The sequence below is a fragment of the Pseudomonas sp. UBA6562 genome, from assembly GCF_002434265.1.
Classification (GTDB): Bacteria; Pseudomonadota; Gammaproteobacteria; order Pseudomonadales; family Pseudomonadaceae; genus Aquipseudomonas.
Genome location: NZ_DJJS01000006.1, coordinates 811,870 through 830,439 on the forward strand (window position 1 = coordinate 811,870; position 18,570 = coordinate 830,439).

Genomic DNA, 18,570 nt, shown 5'->3' on the forward strand with positions numbered 1-18,570 from the left:
ATGCTGCGACGCACCTCTGTCTTCGCCCCGCTCCTCGCCGCCGGCCTGCTGCTCGGCGGCGCGCAAGGCGCCCAGGCCGAACAGCGCACCCTGCGCGTGTACAACTGGTTCGACTACATCACCCCGCAGACCCTCACCGACTTCAAGCAAAGCAGTGGGGTCAACCTGGTCTACGACATCTTCGACACCAACGAGGCCCTGGAAGCCAAGCTGCTGACCGGCAATTCCGGGTACGACGTGGTGGTGCCGTCCAACGTGTTCCTGGCCAAGCAGATCGAGGCCGGGGTGTTCCAGCCGTTGGACCGCAGCAAGTTGCCCAACTGGCAGCACCTGGACCCGGCCCTGATGAAGCTGATCGAAGGCAATGACCCGGGCAACAAATTCGCTGTGCCCTACATGTACGGCACGGTGCTGATCGGCTTCAACCCGGAAAAGGTCAAGGCCGCGCTGGGCGAGGCCGCACCGGTGGACAGCTGGGACCTGATCTTCAAGCCGGAGAACCTCTCCAAGCTCAAGGGCTGCGGCGTGGCGCTGCTCGACTCGCCCTCGGAGATCCTGCCCCTGGCCCTGGCCTACCTGGGCCTGGACCCCAACAGCAGCAACCCCGCCGACTACAAGAAGGCCCAGGACCTGCTGCTGGAGATCCGCCCCTACATCACCTACTTCCACTCCTCCAAATACATGGCCGACATCGCCAACGGCGACATCTGCGTGGCGGTCGGCTACTCGGGCAGCTTCTCCCAGGCCGCCAACCGCGCGCGCGAGGCCAACAACGGCGTGGTGGTGGACATGCGCCTGCCCAAGGAGGGCGCGCCGATCTGGTTCGACATGCTGGCCATTCCGAAGAACGCCGCCAACCCGGACGACGCCCACGCCTTCATCGACTACCTGCTGCGCCCCGAGGTGATCGCGCCGATCAGCGATTTCGTCGGCTACCCCAACCCCAACAAGGACGCCACAGACAAGGTCAGCCCGGCCATCCGCAACAACCCCAACCTGTACCCGACCGCCGAGGCGATGGCCAAGCTGTACACCCTGAAGCCCTTGCCGCGTGACGCCGAACGGGCACGGACGCGGGCCTGGACACGGATCAAGTCGGGCACCTGAAGCGCAGAGCAGGATGGCGGCTCGACTGGATGGGCTTGGCGCACGGCGTCGAGCCGCCGCCAGGCGCATCCGATAGGCGTTACACGCTTCTGGACACATTCGTCGAGGCCGGCAGGCATCGCCCGCAAGCCTTGGTCACCTACCTACGCCAGGCCTTGCGCAAGCGCATCAAGGCCTCGGCGACCTGCCCTTCCGGCACCGCTGCGAAGCCCAGCACCAGACCCGCCCGGGCATCGAGCGGCGTGTGGCTGTCTTCGAGCCAATAACCGCTCAGCGGATTGATCTCGACGTCCACCGCGGCCGCCTGTGCGACCAGTTCCTGCTCCCTGGCAAAGTTATCCACAACCAACCTCACATGCAGCCCTGCCGCGATGTCGGGCATGGCCGCCAGCCCGGGCACGTCCGCCGGCCAACCGGCCTTGAGTACGTTGCGCCGACTCAGCGCCGCCTTGCGCATGCGGCGGATGTGGCGCTGGAAATGCCCTTGAGCCATGAACTGCGCCATGACGCATTGGCTGCCGACCTCCGAATGCCGCACGGCCAAGGCCTTGGCCTGGCTGAAGGGCTGCACCAGACGCGGCGGCAACACCAGGTAGCCCAGGCGCAAGGCCGGGAAGGCGACCTTGCCGAAGGTGCCGATGTACAGCACACGTCCCTGCCGGTCCAGCGCCGCCAACGGCGCCAGGGGCGCGCCGCTGTAGCGGTATTCGCCGTCGTAGTCGTCTTCGACGACCCAGCCGTCCTGGCGCTCGGCCCAGGCCAGCAGTTCCAGGCGCCGGGCCAGGCTCAGGGTGACGCCGGTGGGGTATTGGTGCGCGGGCGTGACATAGGCCAAGCGGCAGTCGCCGAGCGCGGCCAGATGCGCGCAGTCCATCCCGTCCTCGTCCACCGGCACGCCCAGCACGCGGGCGCCGGCCAGGGCGAAGGCATTGCCTGCAGCGCGGTAGCCTGGGTTTTCCACAGCGACACGGTCGCCAGGCCGTACCAGCAGCTGTGCACAAAGGCTGATGGCTTGCTGCGAACCACTGGTGATCACAATTTGCTCAGCGGTGCAGGTGAGGCCACGCGAACGGCGCAAGTAAGTGGCGATCAGTTCGCGCAGGGCAGGTTCGCCTGCCGGGTCTCCATAGCCGAGCTGCGCAGGGTCGGGATTTCGCCAGAAACCCGCTTGCAGCTTGGCCCACACGTCGAACGGGAACAGATCGAAGGCCGGAACGCCCACGCGAAAAGCCCGTGGTTGACCTGCGCGCGGCAGTGGCAGGCGATGGTTTTTTAACCGGTTCAGGGGTTCATCGAGATCGCTCGAACTGGATGAATGCTCAGTATCAGATTCGCCAAATGTGGATAAACCTGTTGATAACCCACGGGATAACCCTGTGGACAGATGTGTGGATAGTTTTTCGAGGTGGCTGACGTACGTGCCGTCGCCCACCCGGCTTTCGATGAAGCCTTCGGCATATAGCTGATCGTAGGCGCGCATCACGCTGTTGCGTGACAGCCCCAGCATCTGCGCCAAGTCTCGAGTGGCCGGCAACCGCGTGCCGCTGCCCAGGCGGCCATCCAGCATGCGCTCGCGCAGGGCTTGGTAAAGCTGCTGGCTGAGACCGCGGCGGCGGTCGAGTACGAGCCCGGCTGGGTCGAAGGGCAACGCGTGGGTAAGCTGGCGCACAGGATTGGTCCTATGAAATCGATAGGTAATGGTGCTTATAACGAACCATTAGCCTGCCTAGGATGACCGCACTGCACAAGGATCCGGCGCCATGTATGCGAGCAAACCCCATCAGGAACACGATCTCGAACTTCTGCACAGGCACATGCTGGAAACACGGTTGGCGGTACTCGTCAGCCAGGGCCCCGAAGGGCTACAGGCGACCCACCTGCCGGTATTGGTGAAAACCGACGAAGGCCCGTTCGGCACGGTCTACGCGCACCTTGCCCGCGCCAACCCGCAGTGGCGCGCTTTCGCGCACGATCTCGAAGCGCTGCTGGTGTTTCCCGGCCCCGACGCCTATGTCAGCCCCGGTTACTACCCGAGCAAGGCTAACAACCCCAAGGTGGTGCCTACCTGGAACTACACCGCCGTGCATGCCCACGGCCCGGTCGAGGTGATCCACCAGGCGGCGCCACTGCTGGCCATCGTCAGCGAATTGAGCGAGCGCCACGAACGCTCACGGCCAGTGCCCTGGAACGTGACGGACGCACCCGCCGACTACCTCGAAGGCATGCTGCGCGCCATCGTCGGCATCCGCCTGCCCATCACCCGCTTGCAAGGCGCGCGCAAGCTCAGCCAGAACCGCTCGGCCGCAGACCTCGCCGGCGTGCGCGATGCGCTGAGCGCCAGCCCCGATCCTTTGAACAACGCACTCGCGGCGCAGATGCGCCCTCTCTAAGGAAGCACCCACATGCCGAACGTCACCCTACGCCCCGTCACCGCCGACGACCACGCCGACTGGCTGGCCCTGTGGCAGGCGTACCTGAAATTCTACGAAACCGACCTGGCCGACGAGATCAGCGCCAGCACCTGGCAACGCCTGCTCGATCCCAGCGAGCCGACCCATTCGGCGCTGGCCTGGGTCGATGGCGAAGCGGTGGGGATGGTCAACTGGATCTACCACCGTTCCAACTGGAGCATCGGCCACTCGTGCTACCTGCAAGACCTGTACGTCGATGCCCGGCAGCGCGGCCTGGGCATCGGTCGGCAGTTGATCGAGCACGTCTACCACACGGCCAAGGCGGCCGGTTGCGGCAAGGTGCACTGGCTGACCCACGAGACCAACGCCACCGCCATCGGCCTCTACGAGCAGGTGGCGGAGCGGCCGGGGTTCATCCAGTTCCGCCGCAACCTGTAGGGCTCAGCGCAGGTTGGCCTTGAGCTGGGCGATGTGCTCCGGGCCGATGCCGCAGCAGCCGCCCAGCAGGCTGGCGCCACGGGCGCGCCAGTCTTGGGTCCAGCGCAGGTAGCCGGGTGGGTCGAGGTCGTCGCGCAGTTCGTCCAGGCCGTCGTTGGCCGTGGCGTCCTTGGGTTGCGGTGGGAAGGCATTGGCGTAGGCGCCGATGGCGATGTCCGCGCCCAAGCGCTCGAACACCGCTCTGGCCGCATCGATGGCCGCGCCGATGACTTCGGGCTGGCTGCAGTTGAACAGCAAGGTCTGCACGCCCAGCTCGGCCACCGCCTCGGCCGCTGCGCTGACCGGCTCGCCGGAGCGCAGGCGCGGGGTGTCGTCGGTGTCTTCGTCCTGCAAGGTGAAGGAGACCCAGAACGGCTTGCCGTCTTGCGGCAGGCGCGCGCGGATGGCCTGCACCTCGGCGATGGCGCTCTGGGTCTCGGCCAGCCACAGGTCCACGTAGGGCGCCAGACCGCGCAGCAAAGGCGTCAGCACCTCGTCGACCCGCTCGGCGGTGTACAGGTCGGGACGGTAGGAGCCGAACAGCGGCGGCAGCGAGCCGGCCACGCGCACCGGCTGCGCGCCGATGTCGGCGGCAGCGCGGGCCAGTTGGCCTGCAGTCGCAGCCAGGGCCTGGCCTTCGGCGGCAAAACGCGCCTCACCAATGTGGAACGGCACCACGGCGTAGCTGTTGCTGGTGATGACGCTGGCGCCCGCTTCGATGTAAGCGCTATGGACCGCCACCACCGCTTCCGGCGCCTCGCTCAAGGCCAATGCCGACCACTCGGGCTGACGGAACGGTGCGCCACGGCGCTGGAGTTCGCGGCCCATGCCACCGTCGAGAATGATTAACGGACGTTCGCTCATATAATTTCCACTGCTATCGATATGAATAAAATTCACTAGTGACTTAATAGTTATAACTATTAAATATCGCCATTCGAATTTTTTAAAACTATTTCAGGTATATCCATGCGTTTTCCCGCCCTTCTGAGTGCAGGCCTGCTGGCCTTGAGCGTCGTGACCCAAGCCCACGCGGGCGAAACGCTGGAGCGGGTGGAATCGCGCAAGGAGCTGGTCAACGTGCTGATGGAGAGCTATCCGCCGTTTTCCTTCCTCAACGCGCAGAACCAGTTGGACGGTTTCGACGTGGACGTGGCCAAAGCCGTGGCCGACAAGCTGGGCGTCAAGCTGCGCCTGGAAACGCCTTCCTGGGACGTGATCGCCGCCGGGCGCTGGAGCGGCCGCTACGATATCTGCATCTGCTCGATGACGCCGAGCAAGGCGCGCGCGCAGGTGTTCGACTTCCCGGTGCAGTACTACGCCTCGCCTGCCGTGATCGTGGTCAACGCCAAGGACGAGCGCATCCACTCGGCCAAGGACCTCAATGGCTTGAAGGTCGGCCTGACCAGCGCGTCGAGCTATGAAAGCTACCTGAACAAGAACCTGGTGATCGAAGGCGCCGAAGACAAGAAGATCGATTACCCCTTCGACATGGTGCAGATCGCCCCCTACGACACCGACAACGTGGCCTTCCAGGACCTGGGCCTGGGTGCCGGCGTGCGCCTGGACGCCATCCTCACCAACCTGGTCACCGCCCAGCCGCGCCTGAACCAGGACAAACGCTTCAAGCTGGCCGGCGCGCCGCTGTACGAAGAGCCCAACTCGGTGGCCATCGAAAAGGGCGACCCCGAGTGGGACGCGAAGGTGCGTGCGGTGTTCGCCGAGCTCAAGGCCGACGGTACCTTGGCGCGCCTGTCGCAGAAGTGGATCGGTGCCGACATCAGTAAATGAGTAGCCATCGACCTCAATCGGGGCCTGGCGCGAACACGCCAGGCCCGCGCCTGTTCGGCTTCCGCACGCGCCTGTACCTGACCTGGCTGGCCTTGCTGGCGGTGTTCGTGGGGTTCTTCCTCAGCTTCGACCTGCAGTTCGCGATCATCGTCGAGAAGTTTCCCAACCTGGCGGGCTTCAAGCTCGGCCCCAATGGCTTCCTGCAAGGCGCGGCGCTGACGCTGTTCCTGTGCCTGTGCTCGATCGGGGTGTCGGTGGCCCTGGGCTTCGCCGCGGCGCTGGCGCGCTTGTCGCGCAGCGCGGTGCTGCTGGGCGTCGCCAGCTTCTACACCTCGTTCTTCCGCGGCACGCCGCTGCTGATCCAGATCCTGCTGATCTACCTGGGCCTGCCGCAGATCGGCCTGGTGCCGGGCGCGATCAGCGCCGGCATCATCGCCCTGTCGCTGAACTACGGCGCCTACCTCAGCGAGATCTTCCGCGCCGGCATCATCGGCGTCGCGCAGGGTCAGCGCCAGGCCGCCCTGGCCTTGGGCATGCGCCCCGGCACGATCTTCTGGCACGTCACCCTGCCGCAGGCCATGCGCACCATCATTCCGCCCACGGCCAACCAGTTCATTTCCATGCTCAAGGACTCGTCGCTGGTGTCGGTGATGGGCGTGTGGGAAGTGATGTTCCTGGCCCAATCCTACGGCCGCTCCAGCTACCGCTACCTGGAAATGCTGACTACCGCGGCGGTGATCTACTGGCTGTTGTCGATTGCGTTGGAGTTGGTGCAGGCAAGGCTGGAGCGGCATTTCGGCAAGGGGTATCAGCGCTAGGCGCTTGTCGAGCGAGCGAGCCCGACTGAACCTCACCGGATACGACTAGACCGCTTCACCACGCGATTGAGATCGTCCCTAACAAGGGACGAGAATTTCCGAAGAATACGCAAACCTGTGGGAGCGGCTTGAGCCGCGATGGCCGGCAAAGCCGGCCCAATCCAGGCGACACGCTTCCCTGACAGACCGCGGTGGCTGGCTTGGGCCTGCGGTGCAGGCCATCGCGGCTCAAGCCGCTCCCACAGGGTAAGCAAGCTCTTGAAGGTTACGCGTTCGTTAAGCGACCGGCTTGGCGCGTCAACGAGGGGTAGAAACTCAAATTCTGGATGGGGGTCGCCATTTCTTAACGATCAGCCGCTTGATGCGGCCAAGCGCTTCAGCGAAAAGCATCTGCTGGAGGCTTGACCAGAAACAAAGCATCAATACGGTTTCAACTGACCGGCACCAGCCTGCGCTTTCCCTTCATGACCTTTAGTGCAGGCCGCTATCAGCCTTCCACCTCCACCAGAATCTCCCCCGGCGTCACCCGATCGCCCTTGGCCACATGGATGGCCACGACCTTGCCCGCGATCGGCGCCTGGACTTCGGTTTCCATCTTCATGGCCTCGGTGATCAACACCGCCTGGCCGGCCTTGACCGTGTCGCCTTCCTTGACCAGCACGTCGACGATGTTGCCCGGCATGCTGGTGCTGACGTGGCCTGGGGCGCTGGCCTGCTTGCGCTTGCTGCCGCCGCCGCCGACGAACTCGTTGAGCGGCTCGAACACCACTTCTTCGGGCATGCCATCGATGGACAGGTAGAAGTGGCGCTTGCCCTCGGCCTTCACGCCGACGCCGGTGATGTCGACGCGGTAGGTCTCGCCGTGCACGTCGATGACGAACTCGGTCGGCACGCCCTCGCCGCCTGGCGCGGCCACGGCGCCGGCTTCCGGGATCGGCAGCAGCACTTCGGGCGTGAGGGTGCCGGCTTCGCGCTCTTCGAGGAACTTGCGCCCGATGTCGGGGAACATGGCGAAGGTCAGCACGTCTTCTTCCGAGTGCGCCAAGGCGCCGATGTCGCCGCGCAGCTTGGCCATCTCCGGCTTGAGCAGGTCGGCCGGGCGCACGTCGATCACCTCTTCGCTGCCGATGGCCTGGCGCCGCAGGCTTTCGCTGACCACGCCCGGCGCTTTGCCGTAGCCGCCTTGCAGGTACAGCTTCACTTCGTTGGTGATGGTCTTGTAGCGCTCGCCGGCCAACACGTTGAAGAACGCCTGCGTGCCGACGATCTGCGAGGTTGGGGTCACCAGCGGCGGGAAGCCCAGGTCTTCGCGCACCCGTGGGATCTCGGCCAGCACTTCGCCCATGCGGCTCAATGCGCCCTGCTCCTTGAGCTGGTTGGCCAGGTTGGAAATCATCCCGCCGGGCACCTGGTTGACCTGCACGCGGGTGTCCACGGCGGTGAATTCGCTTTCGTACTGGTGGTACTTCTTACGCACGGCGTAGAAGTACAGGCCGATTTCCTGCAACAGCTCCAGGTCCAGGCCGGTGTCGTATTCGCTGCCCTTGAGCGCCGCGACCATCGACTCGGTGCCGGGATGGCTGGTGCCCCAGGCGAAGCTGGAGATGGCAGTGTCGATGTGGTCGGCGCCGTTTTCCACGGCCTTGAGCTGGCACATGGCGGCCAGGCCCGCGGTGTCGTGCGAATGGATGAACACCGGCAGCGACTGCTCGGCCTTCAGCGCCTTGACCAACTCGCCGGTGGCGTAGGGGGTGAGCAGGCCGGCCATGTCCTTGATCGCGATCGAATCGCAGCCCATGGCTTCCATCTGCTTGGCCTGGGTGACGAAGGCCTCGATGGTGTGCACGGGGCTGACGGTGTAGGCGATGGTGCCTTGCGCATGCTTGCCGGAAGCCTTCACCGCCTCGATGGCCACGCGCAGGTTACGCACGTCGTTCATGGCGTCGAAGATGCGGAACACGTCGATGCCGTTGACCGCCGCCTTGGCCACGAAGGCTTTGACCACATCGTCACTGTAGTGACGATAGCCGAGCAGGTTCTGCCCGCGCAGGAGCATCTGCAGGCGCGTGTTGGGCAGCGCGGCGCGCAGCTTGCGCAGGCGCTCCCACGGGTCTTCCTTGAGGAAGCGCACGCAGGCGTCGAAGGTGGCGCCGCCCCAGACTTCCAGCGACCAGTAGCCGACTTTGTCGAGCTTGTCGCAGATCGGCAGCATGTCTTCGGTGCGCATGCGCGTGGCCAGCAGCGACTGGTGGGCGTCGCGCAGGATGGTGTCGGTTACGTGGATCTTCTTGGACATTCTTATCTCCTTTGAGCGGCAGGCTCTTTGGCTGCGAGCGGCCGGTCGACGCGGACCGGCTTCGACCTGCGGCCAGGCGCATGCCGCTCGAATCTCATAGGCCTGCGTGGGCGGCGATGGCGGCGGCGATGGCCAGGGCCAACTCTTCGGGTTTGCGCTTGATCGAGTAGTTGGTCAGTTCGGGGTGGGCTTCGACGAAGCTGGTGTTGAACTGGCCGCTACGGAATTCCGGGTTGCGCAGGATTTCCTGGTAGTACGCGGCGGTGGTCTTGACCCCTTGCACGCGCATGTCGTCCAGGGCGCGCAGGCCGCGGTCCATGGCTTCTTCCCAGGTCAGCGCCCAGACCACCAGTTTCAGGCACATGGAGTCGTAGAACGGTGGGATGGTGTAGCCGGTGTAGATCGCCGTGTCGGTGCGCACGCCCGGCCCGCCGGGGGCATAGTAGCGGGTGATCTTGCCGAAACTGGGCAGGAAGTTGTTCTTCGGGTCTTCGGCGTTGATGCGGAACTGCAAGGCGAAGCCGCGGTGGACGATGTCTTCCTGCTTGACCGACAGCGGCAGGCCCGAGGCGATGCGGATCTGCTCGCGGACGATGTCGATGCCGGTGATTTCTTCGGTGATGGTGTGCTCGACCTGCACCCGGGTGTTCATCTCCATGAAATACACCTCGCCATCGGCGAGCAGGAACTCCACGGTGCCGGCGTTCTCGTAGTTCACCGCCTTGGCCGCGCGCACCGACAGGTCGCCGATGTAGGCGCGCTGCTCCGGGGTCAGCTGCGGGCTGGGGGCGATCTCGATGAGCTTCTGGTTGCGGCGCTGGATCGAGCAGTCGCGCTCGAACAGGTGCACCACGTTGCCGAAGCTGTCGCCGAGGATCTGCGCCTCGATGTGCTTGGGGTTGACGATGCACTTTTCCAGGAACACTTCGGCCGAGCCGAAGGCCTTGGTGGCTTCGGAAATCACCCGGGGGAAGTTCTGCTCCAGCTCTTCGCGGCTGTTGCAGCGGCGGATGCCGCGCCCGCCGCCGCCGGAGGTGGCCTTGAGCATCACCGGGTAGCCGATGCGCTCGCCTTCGCTCAGGGCCTCGTGGATGTCCGCCACGTTGCCTTCGGTGCCAGGGGTGACCGGCACCCCGGCGGCGATCATGGCGCGGCGCGCTTCGGTCTTGTCGCCCATGCGGCGAATGACCTCGGCGGCAGGGCCGATGAACTTGATGCCGCGCTCGGCGCAGATTTCCGCGAGCTCCGCGTTTTCCGAGAGGAAGCCGTAACCCGGGTGCAGCGCGTCGCAGCCGGTCTCCACCGCCAGGTTCACCAGCTTGCGCGGGTTCAGGTAACCGGCCAGAGGCTCGGCGCCGATGCCATAGGCCTCGTCGGCACGCTTGACGTGCAAGGCGTGGCGGTCGGCATCGGAATAGATCGCTACCGAGCGGATACCCATCTCGGCACAGGCCCGCACGATGCGGACCGCAATTTCACCCCGGTTGGCGATCAGGATTTTTTTTATCACTTGGAGTCTTCCCAAAGCCGTGGAACGTAACGAGCCGCCTAGGCGCTCGACGCGTGACCGGATGTTTCAGCCGGTCGCGTCTGCAACGTAGCGCTGTGGGACGATAAACAAAAATCAATATTTGTTAGGCCATGCATTAGGCAAAGCTTATAGTCGCTGCACAATTCATGGCCCCGGGCTTGTATAAAATGCGTAAGTCATTGATGCGTATGACGTTGCGTCAATTGCAGATTTTCAATGAGGTGTGCGACCTGCGCTCTTATAGCCGCGCCGCCGAAGAAATGTCGCTGACCCAACCCGCCGTCAGCTTGCAGATTCGCCAGCTCGAAGAGCTGGTCGGGCAGCCGCTGTTCGAGTACGTCGGCAAGAAGCTCTACCTCACGGAGGCGGCCGAAGCCCTGCAACGCGCCAGCCGCGACATCTTCGGCCGCCTGGAAAGCTTCGACATGCAACTGTCGGACATGCAGGGTTCGCTGCAGGGCCAGTTGAAGCTGGCGATCGAATCCAGCGCCAAGTACTTCGTGCCGCACGTGTTCGCCGCCTTCAAGCAGCGCCACCCGGAGGTGAACCTGACGCTGACGGTGGTCAATCGCGCACAGGCCATCCGGCGCCTGTCGGACAACCGCGACGACCTGCTGATCATGTCGATGGTGCCCCAGGACATGGGCCTGGATTTCCTGCCCTTCCTGAACAACCCGATCGTCGCCGTGGCGCCTAACGACCATCCGTTGAGCCAACGTGAAACGCTGCGCTTGCAGGACCTGGAGCCCTACACCCTGCTGGTGCGCGAGCAAGGTTCGGGCACGCGCAAGGCCTGCGAGGAGTACTTCAAGGAAAAGCGCGTGCACTTCACCGACACGCTGGAGGTGGCCTCCGGCGAAGCGCAGCGCGAGTGCGTGGTGGCGGGGTTGGGCATCGCCCTGCTGACGCGGCATGCGGTGAGCCTGGAGCTGGCGCGGGGCCTGCTTACGGAGCTGGCGGTGGAGGAGTTGCCGCTGTACCGCAGTTGGTGCGTGGTGCAGTCCAAGGCCAAGCGCCAGTCGCCGGTGGCCCTGGCCTTCGCAGCGTTCATCCGCGGCGAGCGGGCGCTGATCAGTGGGATTGTCGAACGCTTCTCGGGGACGCCGCCGTCACCTGCCAGGGGCTGATCTCGGGCGCGTCGGGGAAGTAGGCGATGTCGTGCAGCAGTTGGCGCTGGTCGCAGTAGCTTTCGATGGCACGGCGGTATTCCATGCGGCGCTGGTCGCGCTCTTGCTGCTTGCGCGACTTGGCGTTGGGTGGGTACGAACCGTCTTGTTCACGAACCATGGCCTGTCTCCCAGAATGGATGCGGGAGCTCAGCCTGGCGCAGGGCCTTGACGGTTTGATGCCAGACCGGTGACAGAATCGTGAAATGCGCCGTTTAAGCGGATTTTTGCGACGAGCCGCGTCGGCTCAATCTTCGACCGTTTTGATCGACTTAGGCGACAGCCGCAGGCTGCGCAAGCTGCGCTTGACGCTCTTGAGGTGGTTGACCAGGCTCGGCCCGCGGGCCATGGCCACGCCCATGGCCAGCACGTCGATGACCACCAGGTGGGCGATGCGCGAGGTCAGCGGGGTGTAGATTTCGGTGTCTTCGTGCACATCGATGGCCAGGTTGACCGTCGACAGCTCGGCCAGCGGCGTCTGGCTCGGACACAGGGTGATCAGGTTGGCGCCGGTTTCGCGCACCAGGTTGGCGGTGATCAGCAGATCCTTGGAGCGGCCGGACTGGGAAATGCACACCGCGACGTCGCCGGGTTTGAGGGTGACCGCCGACATCGCCTGCATGTGCGGGTCGGAATAGGCCGCAGCACTGAGCAGCAAGCGGAAGAACTTGTGCTGGGCATCGGCCGCCACCGCGCCGGACGCGCCGAAACCGTAGAACTCCACGCGCTGGGCCTGGGCCATGGCCTGCACGGCCCGCTCCAGCGCTTCCGGGTCCAGGTGCTCGCGCACTTCCATGAGAGTATGCAGGGTGGTGTCGAAGATCTTCAGGCTGTAGTCGGCGACCGAATCGTCTTCATGGATCGCGAACTGCCCGAAGCTGGCGCCCGCCGCCAGGCTTTGCGCCAGCTTGAGCTTGAGGTCCTGGAACCCGGTGCAACCAATCGCCCGACAGAAACGCACGATGGTCGGCTCGCTGATACCGACGTTGTGCGCCAGGTCGGCCATCGAGCTGTGCATGACGGCGGCGGGGTCCAGCAGCACGTGGTCGGCGACCTTGAGCTCGGATTTACGCAGCAGATGGCGCGATTGGGTGATGTGTTGCAGCAGATTCACGGGCGGGACTCGCAAAGGATCGACAGGCAGAATGTAGCTTTCTTGTAGTTATACTACATGCCTGCCGAAGCGCCCAGTTAAACCCACCTGGCACTTTGTCCAGGCCCTGCGGCCTGCGCCCGCCGACCTCAAGGCGATCAACGGCTGCCTCCTACCGCGAATAATTCGCCTCCGGGCGTTTGCCCCGCCCCTGCCCCGGCCCTAGAATGGCCGGATGCCTAACGACGACCTCTCTCTGCTTCTCAACTCCCTCAACGACGCCCAGCGCCAGGCCGTAGCGGCCAAGGTCGGGCGGCAATTGGTGCTGGCCGGCGCCGGCTCCGGGAAAACCCGCGTGCTGGTGCATCGCATCGCCTGGTTGATCCAGGTCGAGCACGCCTCGCCGCATTCGATCCTGTCGGTGACCTTCACCAACAAGGCCGCCGCCGAAATGCGCCAGCGGATCGAACAGCTGATGGGTATCAACCCGGCCGGCATGTGGGTCGGCACCTTCCACGGCCTGGCCCACCGCCTGCTGCGCGCGCACTGGCAGGAAGCGCGCCTGGCGCAGAACTTCCAGATCCTCGACAGCGACGACCAGCAACGCCTGGTCAAGCGGGTGATGCGCGAACTGGGCCTGGAAGAGCAGAAATGGCCCGCGCGCCAGGCGCAGTGGTTCATCAACGGGCAGAAGGACGAAGGCCTGCGCCCGCAACACATCCAGGCCGGCGGCGACCTGTTCCTGGCCACCATGCGCGAGGTCTACACCGCCTACGAGCTGGCCTGCGAGCGCGCCGGGGTCATCGACTTCGCCGAGCTGCTGCTGCGCGCCCTCGACCTGTGGCGCGACAACCCCAGCCTGCTGCAGCACTACCAGCGGCGCTTCCGTCACCTGCTGGTGGACGAGTTCCAGGACACCAACGCCGTGCAGTACGCCTGGCTGCGCCTGCTGGCCAAGGGCGGCGACAGCCTCATGGCGGTGGGCGACGACGACCAGTCGATCTACGGCTGGCGCGGCGCCAAGATCGAGAACATCCACCAGTACACCGCCGACTTCCCCGACGCCGAGCTGATCCGCCTGGAGCAGAACTACCGCTCCACCGGCGGCATCCTCAAAGCCGCCAACGCCCTGATCGTCAACAACAGCGGGCGTCTGGGCAAAGAGCTGTGGACCGACATGGGCGAAGGCGAGCCGCTGACCCTGTACGCCGCCTACAACGAGCACGACGAAGCGCGCTACGTGGTCGAGACCATCGAGAGCATCATCAAGCAGGGCAGCAAGCGCAACGACATCGCCATCCTCTACCGCTCCAACGCCCAGTCGCGGGTGCTCGAAGAGGCGCTGCTGCGCGAGCGCATCCCCTACCGCATCTACGGCGGCCAGCGCTTCTTCGAGCGCGCCGAGATCAAGAACGCCATGGCCTACCTGCGCCTGCTCGAAGGCCGTGGCAACGATGCGGCGCTGGAGCGGGTGATCAACGTGCCGCCGCGCGGCATCGGCGAGAAGACCGTCGAGGCCATCCGCGAACACGCCCGCCACAGCCAGGTGTCGATGTGGGAGGCCATGTGCCAACTGCTCGCCGGCAAGGGCCTCAAGGGCCGCGCGGCCGGCGCCCTGGGCGCCTTCATCGAGCTGCTCGAGCAACTGGCGGCGAAAGTGGCCGACATGCCGCTGTACCTGATGACGCAAACGGTCATCGAGCAGTCCGGGCTGATCGTCTATCACCAGGAAGAGAAAGGCGAAAAGGGCCAGGCACGGGTGGAAAACCTCGAGGAACTGGTCAGCGCGGCGCGCAACTTCGTGCCCAGCGCCGAAGACGCCGAACTCACCGAGCTGTCGGCCTTCCTCGGCCACGCGTCGCTGGAGGCCGGCGACGCCCAGGCCGAAGAGCACGAAGACAGCGTGCAGCTGATGACCCTGCACAGCGCCAAGGGCCTGGAATTCCCCCATGTGTTCCTGGTGGGCCTGGAAGAAGGCCTGTTCCCGCACAAGATGAGCCTGGAAGAGCCGGGGCGCCTGGAAGAGGAACGCCGCCTGGCCTATGTGGGCATCACCCGGGCCATGCGCCAGCTGGTGATGACCTACGCCGAGACCCGCCGGTTGTATGGCAGCGAAACCTACAACAAGGTGTCGCGCTTCGTACGCGAAATTCCGCCTGGGCTGGTGCAGGAAGTGCGTCTGTCGAATTCGGTCAGCCGCCCTTTCGGTGCCACCGCCACGCCGGCCAGCAGCCTGTTCGCCAACGCCAGCATTCCGCAGACCGCCTTCACCCTGGGTCAGCGCGTGCAGCACTCGGTGTTCGGCGAGGGCGTCATCCTCAACTTCGAGGGTTCCGGTGCCCAGGCGCGGGTGCAGGTCAACTTCGACGAAGGCAGCAAATGGCTGATGTTGGGCTACGCCAAACTCGAGCCGGTCTGATCGGATGACGGGGGCTGAGGAGTTTTCCTACGCCCCTGTCAGATTGGCCTTTCATAGATTTAGGCAAAAGCTCGTAACACTCCGGCGCTGGTCAGCGGTCTAGCAACCTGTGCACCATTCGCGCGTGCAATCCACAAGACGGGAAATCCCACTTATGCAACGTTTTCTTAGCATCGCCTTGGCCCTGTGCCTTGGCCTGACGCTGAGCGTCGATGCCAACGCCAAGCGGTTCGGCGGCGGCAAGAGCTCAGGCGCCGCGCCCATGCACCAGACTCGCCAGGCAGCCCCTGCCTCGCCTGCTCCAGGTGCCGCAGCCACCGCACCAGGCCGCGCCCCTGCGGCGGCCAGCGGCGCTTCGCGCTGGCTCGGCCCTCTGGCCGGTATCGCCGCCGGCGGCCTGCTGGCTTCCATGTTCATGGGTGATGGCTTCCAGGGCATGCAGCTGTTCGACATCCTGATCATGGGCCTGATCGCCTTCCTGGTGTTCCGCTTCATCGCCGCCCGCCGCCGCAAGCAGCAGGCCGACATGGCCCCTGCCGGCCACGCGCCGTACCAGCGCGAAGCGCACCAGCCCGTACAGCAGCCTACCTTCGGTGGTGGCAGCGCCGCCCCGGCGCCGACGATCAACGCCCCGGCCTGGTTCAACGAAGCCAGCTTCCTGGCCGCTGCCCGCTCGCATTTCCAGACCTTGCAGCAGCATTGGGACGGCAACGAGATGGACAAGATCGCCGAGTTCGTCACCCCGCAACTGCTCGAGTCGCTCAAGCGTGAACGCGCCAGCGAAGCCGAGGGCTTCAAGTCGACCTACATCGACGACCTCGACGTGCAGCTCGACGGTGTCGACGACCGTGCCGACATGACCATCGCCACCCTGACCTTCCGTGGCGTGGCCAAGACCTCGCGCTTCGAGCAGGGCGAGGCGTTCAGCGAAAGCTGGCACATGCAGCGCGCACAGGGCGAAAACCAGCCTTGGCTGCTCGCCGGTATCCGCCAGAACGGCTGATCCAGAGCGCTCCACACAAAACCCCCGGGTCGCTCCCGGGGGTTTTTTGCTTTAAGCCCAGCGGGTGACTAGGGTATAACCCGCTGCATTGCCAACCAGGTTAGAGGATGTAAACCGTGGAAGAAGTGATCGAACAGCTCCGTGAAGCCAACGAGCCCGTGCCCGTGCCCCTGGAGCTTCCCGACGAAGACCAGCTGGTCGAAATCGAAGAACAACTGTTCATCAACATTCCTTTCGTGTTCAAGGAATTCCTGCTGCACGTCAGCGACGTGGTCTATGGCTCCCTGGAGCCGGTCACCGTCACCGACCCGCAGTCGCACACCTACCTGCCCGACGTGGCCTCCAATGCCTGGGATATCGGCGTGCCGCGTGAGCTCATCCCGCTGTGCCAGGACGGGGACGACTACTACTGCGTGGAAGAAGACGGCACCGTGGTGCTGTGGAGCGGCGAAGAGGAACTGGTCCTCGAAGAGAGCTGGGAGTCGGTCTGGCACTGGGCGCGGGACGTCTGGCTGGAAAGCTGATACCCGGCAGCATGAAGAAGGCCCCGTATCACGGGGCCTTCGTGCCTCTCAGGAGTGGGACTGGTCGCGGTTGTTCTCCAGCGTCTCCAGCAAGGCGATCTGCATGCGCGTGTGCACGCGGATGAACCAGCGCCACAGCACCGCCACCACCACGGCCGCCACCACTGCGATGATCAGCAGCAGCTCGCTGGTCGGCAGAATGCTGGCCGACAGCGCCGAGAGCAGGAAGAAGATCACCAGCAACGACAGCAGCGGAATGACCTCGGCGACGACCCGCCGCACCCGCTGGGTATGCCGCCCCGCCATGTCGGGCGTGACGCCCATTTCCGCCAGCAGCATCGACAGCGCCTTGAGCTTGCGGTACGCGGCGATCAGGAACGGCAGCGACAGCAGCAGCGCCGCGCCCCAGATCAGCCCCTTCTGCTGCCCGACATCGCTCACCCACTGGCTAAGCCACAGGCCCAGGCGGTTGGCGAAGTAGCCGCCGCTGAAGAAGATGGCGATCACCAACGCCAGGTTCACCCCCACCTGCAACAGGATGCGCCGGATCATCGCCGCCAACATCGCGCCCTCGCCCTGCGGCTGGATGCTGCGCAGCCACTCGCCATACAGCGACAGCACCCGGCCGAGACGTTTGGGCATCGCCCTGCCCAGCTTCAGCGACAACGGGTCGGCGGCGCGGATCAGGTACGGCGTGAGCAAGGTGGTGATGGCCGATACCGCTACGGCCACCGGGTAGAGGAAGTCGCTGGTCACTTGGAGTGTCATCCCCAGCGCCGCGATGATGAAGGAAAACTCGCCGATCTGAGACAGGCCCATGCCCACCCGCAGCGAGGTGCGGCCATCGTTGCCGGCGATGAACGCGCCCATGCCGCACGACAGCATCTTGCCGAGCACCACCGCACAGGTGATGACCACGATGGGCCAGGCGTAGTCGACCAGCACTTGCGGGTCGATCATCAGGCCGATGGCGACGAAGAAGATCGCGCTGAACAGGTCGCGCACCGGCTCGATCAGCCGTTCGATCTTCAGCAGCTGGCGCGACTCGGCCATGATCGCGCCGATCAGGAAGGCGCCCAGCACCATGCTGTATTCGAGTTTGACCACCAGCAGGCAGAAGCCGAAGCACAGGCCCAGCACGGTGATCAGCAGCATTTCGTTGCTTTCGAACTTGGCCACGTAGGCCAGCAGGCGCGGCACCAGCAGGATGCCGATGACCAGCGCCACGACCATGAACAGCGACAGCTTGCCGACCGTGGAGAACACCTCGCCCGAGCTGACCGTGCCGCTGACGGCGATGCCCGACAGCAAGGCGATGATGCCGATGCCGAGAATGTCTTCGACGATCAGCACACCGAAGATCAGTTGCGCGAAGCGCTCGTTCTTCATCTTCAGGTCGTTGAGCGCCTTGACGATGATGGTGGTCGAAGAGATCGCCAGGATGGCGCCGAGGAACAGCGAATCCATGGTGCTCCAGCCGAACCAGCGGCCGATCTCGAAACCGATCCAGATCATCAGGACGATTTCCAGAAACGCTGCGATGAACGCCGTGGCGCCCACCCTGAACAGCTTGCGCAGGCTGAACTCGAGCCCTAAGCAGAACATCAGGAAGATCACCCCCAGTTCGGCCAGGATCTTGATGGTGTCTTCGTCGTGGATCAGGCCGAAGGGCGGGGTGTGCGGTCCGATGATGAAGCCGGCGACGATGTAGCCGAGCACCACCGGTTGCTTGAGCCGGTGGAACAGGATCGTCACTACCCCGGCGACCAGCATGATCACCGCCAGATCCTGGATGAAGCTGATGGCATGCATGGCGTGGTTCTCCTTGTTCGATGCACGAAACCGGTCCCAGCGCTGCCCAGGCCATGGGCGATGCCGAGTACAAAGTGTTCTGGGAATGGTAAGCCCATGTTGCATGGGCGCAGTCAGGGTAA

Annotated in this window: 16 protein-coding genes; 9 read left to right on the top strand and 7 right to left on the bottom strand. The window is 64.7% G+C overall.

The window, feature by feature from the left end; genetic code table 11:
- Window positions 1-1,107 (top strand): polyamine ABC transporter substrate-binding protein, encoded by a 1,107-nt coding sequence (locus B4M43_RS11155; protein WP_296266980.1) that lies wholly within the window; start codon window positions 1-3, stop codon window positions 1,105-1,107.
- A 139-nt stretch (window positions 1,108-1,246) separates the two neighbouring features.
- On the opposite strand, the gene B4M43_RS11160 is transcribed toward B4M43_RS11155, so the two are convergent.
- Window positions 1,247-2,776: a PLP-dependent aminotransferase family protein gene (locus tag B4M43_RS11160; RefSeq protein WP_296266982.1), complete on the bottom strand. Its 1,530-nt coding sequence runs from the start codon at window positions 2,774-2,776 to the stop codon at window positions 1,247-1,249.
- A gap of 91 nt (window positions 2,777-2,867) precedes the next feature.
- Between B4M43_RS11160 and B4M43_RS11165 the strand changes: the two genes are divergently transcribed.
- Both B4M43_RS11165 and B4M43_RS11170 read left to right on the top strand, forming a co-directional pair.
- A complete protein-coding gene (locus B4M43_RS11165) occupies window positions 2,868-3,497 on the top strand; it encodes an FMN-binding negative transcriptional regulator (RefSeq protein ID WP_296266984.1) in 630 nt (209 codons plus the stop codon).
- A gap of 12 nt (window positions 3,498-3,509) precedes the next feature.
- On the top strand, window positions 3,510-3,956 hold the full coding sequence (locus B4M43_RS11170; protein ID WP_296266986.1) for a GNAT family N-acetyltransferase: 447 nt from the start codon (window positions 3,510-3,512) through the stop codon (window positions 3,954-3,956).
- A 3-nt stretch (window positions 3,957-3,959) separates the two neighbouring features.
- On the opposite strand, the gene B4M43_RS11175 is transcribed toward B4M43_RS11170, so the two are convergent.
- On the bottom strand, window positions 3,960-4,859 hold the full coding sequence (locus tag B4M43_RS11175) for a homocysteine S-methyltransferase family protein (RefSeq protein ID WP_296266988.1): 900 nt from the start codon (window positions 4,857-4,859) through the stop codon (window positions 3,960-3,962).
- 105 nt (window positions 4,860-4,964) lie between these two features.
- On the opposite strand from B4M43_RS11175, the gene B4M43_RS11180 reads away from it, so the two are divergent.
- Window positions 4,965-5,786, top strand: coding sequence for an ABC transporter substrate-binding protein (locus B4M43_RS11180; RefSeq protein WP_296266990.1), 822 nt, complete (start codon window positions 4,965-4,967; stop codon window positions 5,784-5,786).
- Window positions 5,783-6,604, top strand: a complete 822-nt coding sequence (locus B4M43_RS11185; RefSeq protein ID WP_296266991.1) for an amino acid ABC transporter permease — start codon at window positions 5,783-5,785, stop codon at window positions 6,602-6,604. Before B4M43_RS11180 ends, B4M43_RS11185 begins: the two co-directional genes overlap by 4 nt.
- A 487-nt stretch (window positions 6,605-7,091) precedes the next feature.
- On the opposite strand, the gene oadA is transcribed toward B4M43_RS11185, so the two are convergent.
- Both oadA and B4M43_RS11195 read right to left on the bottom strand, forming a co-directional pair.
- Window positions 7,092-8,900 carry a sodium-extruding oxaloacetate decarboxylase subunit alpha gene (gene oadA / locus B4M43_RS11190; RefSeq protein ID WP_296266993.1) on the bottom strand — a complete coding sequence of 603 codons (1,809 nt, stop codon included), beginning with the start codon at window positions 8,898-8,900 and terminating at the stop codon, window positions 7,092-7,094.
- Between the two features lie 94 nt (window positions 8,901-8,994).
- A complete protein-coding gene (locus B4M43_RS11195) occupies window positions 8,995-10,410 on the bottom strand; it encodes an acetyl-CoA carboxylase biotin carboxylase subunit (RefSeq protein ID WP_296266995.1) in 1,416 nt (471 codons plus the stop codon).
- A gap of 188 nt (window positions 10,411-10,598) precedes the next feature.
- On the opposite strand from B4M43_RS11195, the gene B4M43_RS11200 reads away from it, so the two are divergent.
- Window positions 10,599-11,558: a LysR family transcriptional regulator gene (locus tag B4M43_RS11200; protein WP_296266996.1), complete on the top strand. Its 960-nt coding sequence runs from the start codon at window positions 10,599-10,601 to the stop codon at window positions 11,556-11,558.
- On the opposite strand, the gene B4M43_RS11205 is transcribed toward B4M43_RS11200, so the two are convergent.
- On the bottom strand, window positions 11,503-11,718 hold the full coding sequence (locus tag B4M43_RS11205) for a PA3496 family putative envelope integrity protein (RefSeq protein WP_296266998.1): 216 nt from the start codon (window positions 11,716-11,718) through the stop codon (window positions 11,503-11,505). The genes B4M43_RS11200 and B4M43_RS11205 overlap by 56 nt on opposite strands.
- Window positions 11,719-11,844: 126 nt before the next feature.
- On the bottom strand, window positions 11,845-12,711 hold the full coding sequence (hexR, locus tag B4M43_RS11210) for a transcriptional regulator HexR (RefSeq protein ID WP_296267000.1): 867 nt from the start codon (window positions 12,709-12,711) through the stop codon (window positions 11,845-11,847).
- 214 nt (window positions 12,712-12,925) lie between these two features.
- Here hexR and uvrD point away from each other — a divergent pair, with 214 nt between their 5' ends.
- The 3 genes from uvrD (at window position 12,926) to B4M43_RS11225 (ending at window position 16,636) form a co-directional block, all read left to right on the top strand.
- Window positions 12,926-15,109, top strand: coding sequence for a DNA helicase II (gene uvrD, locus B4M43_RS11215; RefSeq protein WP_296267003.1), 2,184 nt, complete (start codon window positions 12,926-12,928; stop codon window positions 15,107-15,109).
- A 154-nt stretch (window positions 15,110-15,263) separates the two neighbouring features.
- Window positions 15,264-16,112, top strand: coding sequence for a Tim44 domain-containing protein (locus B4M43_RS11220; protein ID WP_296267004.1), 849 nt, complete (start codon window positions 15,264-15,266; stop codon window positions 16,110-16,112).
- 116 nt (window positions 16,113-16,228) lie between these two features.
- The gene (locus B4M43_RS11225; RefSeq protein ID WP_296267006.1) at window positions 16,229-16,636 is read left to right on the top strand and encodes an SMI1/KNR4 family protein; all 408 of its coding nucleotides are present in this window, start codon (window positions 16,229-16,231) and stop codon (window positions 16,634-16,636) included.
- Between the two features lie 48 nt (window positions 16,637-16,684).
- Here the strand turns inward: B4M43_RS11225 and B4M43_RS11230 are convergent, their stop codons facing one another.
- Window positions 16,685-18,448 carry a cation:proton antiporter gene (locus B4M43_RS11230; RefSeq protein WP_296267008.1) on the bottom strand — a complete coding sequence of 588 codons (1,764 nt, stop codon included), beginning with the start codon at window positions 18,446-18,448 and terminating at the stop codon, window positions 16,685-16,687.
- Between the last annotated feature and the right edge of the window lie 122 nt (window positions 18,449-18,570).

Coding starts and splice junctions, on each gene's coding strand:
- B4M43_RS11155 (WP_296266980.1), top strand. CDS start 1: ATGCTGCGACGCACCTCTGTCTTCGCCCCGCTCCTCGCCGCCGGCCTG.
- B4M43_RS11165 (WP_296266984.1), top strand. CDS start 2,868: ATGTATGCGAGCAAACCCCATCAGGAACACGATCTCGAACTTCTGCAC.
- B4M43_RS11170 (WP_296266986.1), top strand. CDS start 3,510: ATGCCGAACGTCACCCTACGCCCCGTCACCGCCGACGACCACGCCGAC.
- B4M43_RS11175 (WP_296266988.1), bottom strand. CDS start 4,859: ATGAGCGAACGTCCGTTAATCATTCTCGACGGTGGCATGGGCCGCGAA.
- B4M43_RS11180 (WP_296266990.1), top strand. CDS start 4,965: ATGCGTTTTCCCGCCCTTCTGAGTGCAGGCCTGCTGGCCTTGAGCGTC.
- B4M43_RS11185 (WP_296266991.1), top strand. CDS start 5,783: ATGAGTAGCCATCGACCTCAATCGGGGCCTGGCGCGAACACGCCAGGC.
- oadA (WP_296266993.1), bottom strand. CDS start 8,900: ATGTCCAAGAAGATCCACGTAACCGACACCATCCTGCGCGACGCCCAC.
- B4M43_RS11200 (WP_296266996.1), top strand. CDS start 10,599: ATGCGTAAGTCATTGATGCGTATGACGTTGCGTCAATTGCAGATTTTC.
- B4M43_RS11205 (WP_296266998.1), bottom strand. CDS start 11,718: ATGGTTCGTGAACAAGACGGTTCGTACCCACCCAACGCCAAGTCGCGC.
- uvrD (WP_296267003.1), top strand. CDS start 12,926: ATGCCTAACGACGACCTCTCTCTGCTTCTCAACTCCCTCAACGACGCC.
- B4M43_RS11220 (WP_296267004.1), top strand. CDS start 15,264: ATGCAACGTTTTCTTAGCATCGCCTTGGCCCTGTGCCTTGGCCTGACG.
- B4M43_RS11230 (WP_296267008.1), bottom strand. CDS start 18,448: ATGCATGCCATCAGCTTCATCCAGGATCTGGCGGTGATCATGCTGGTC.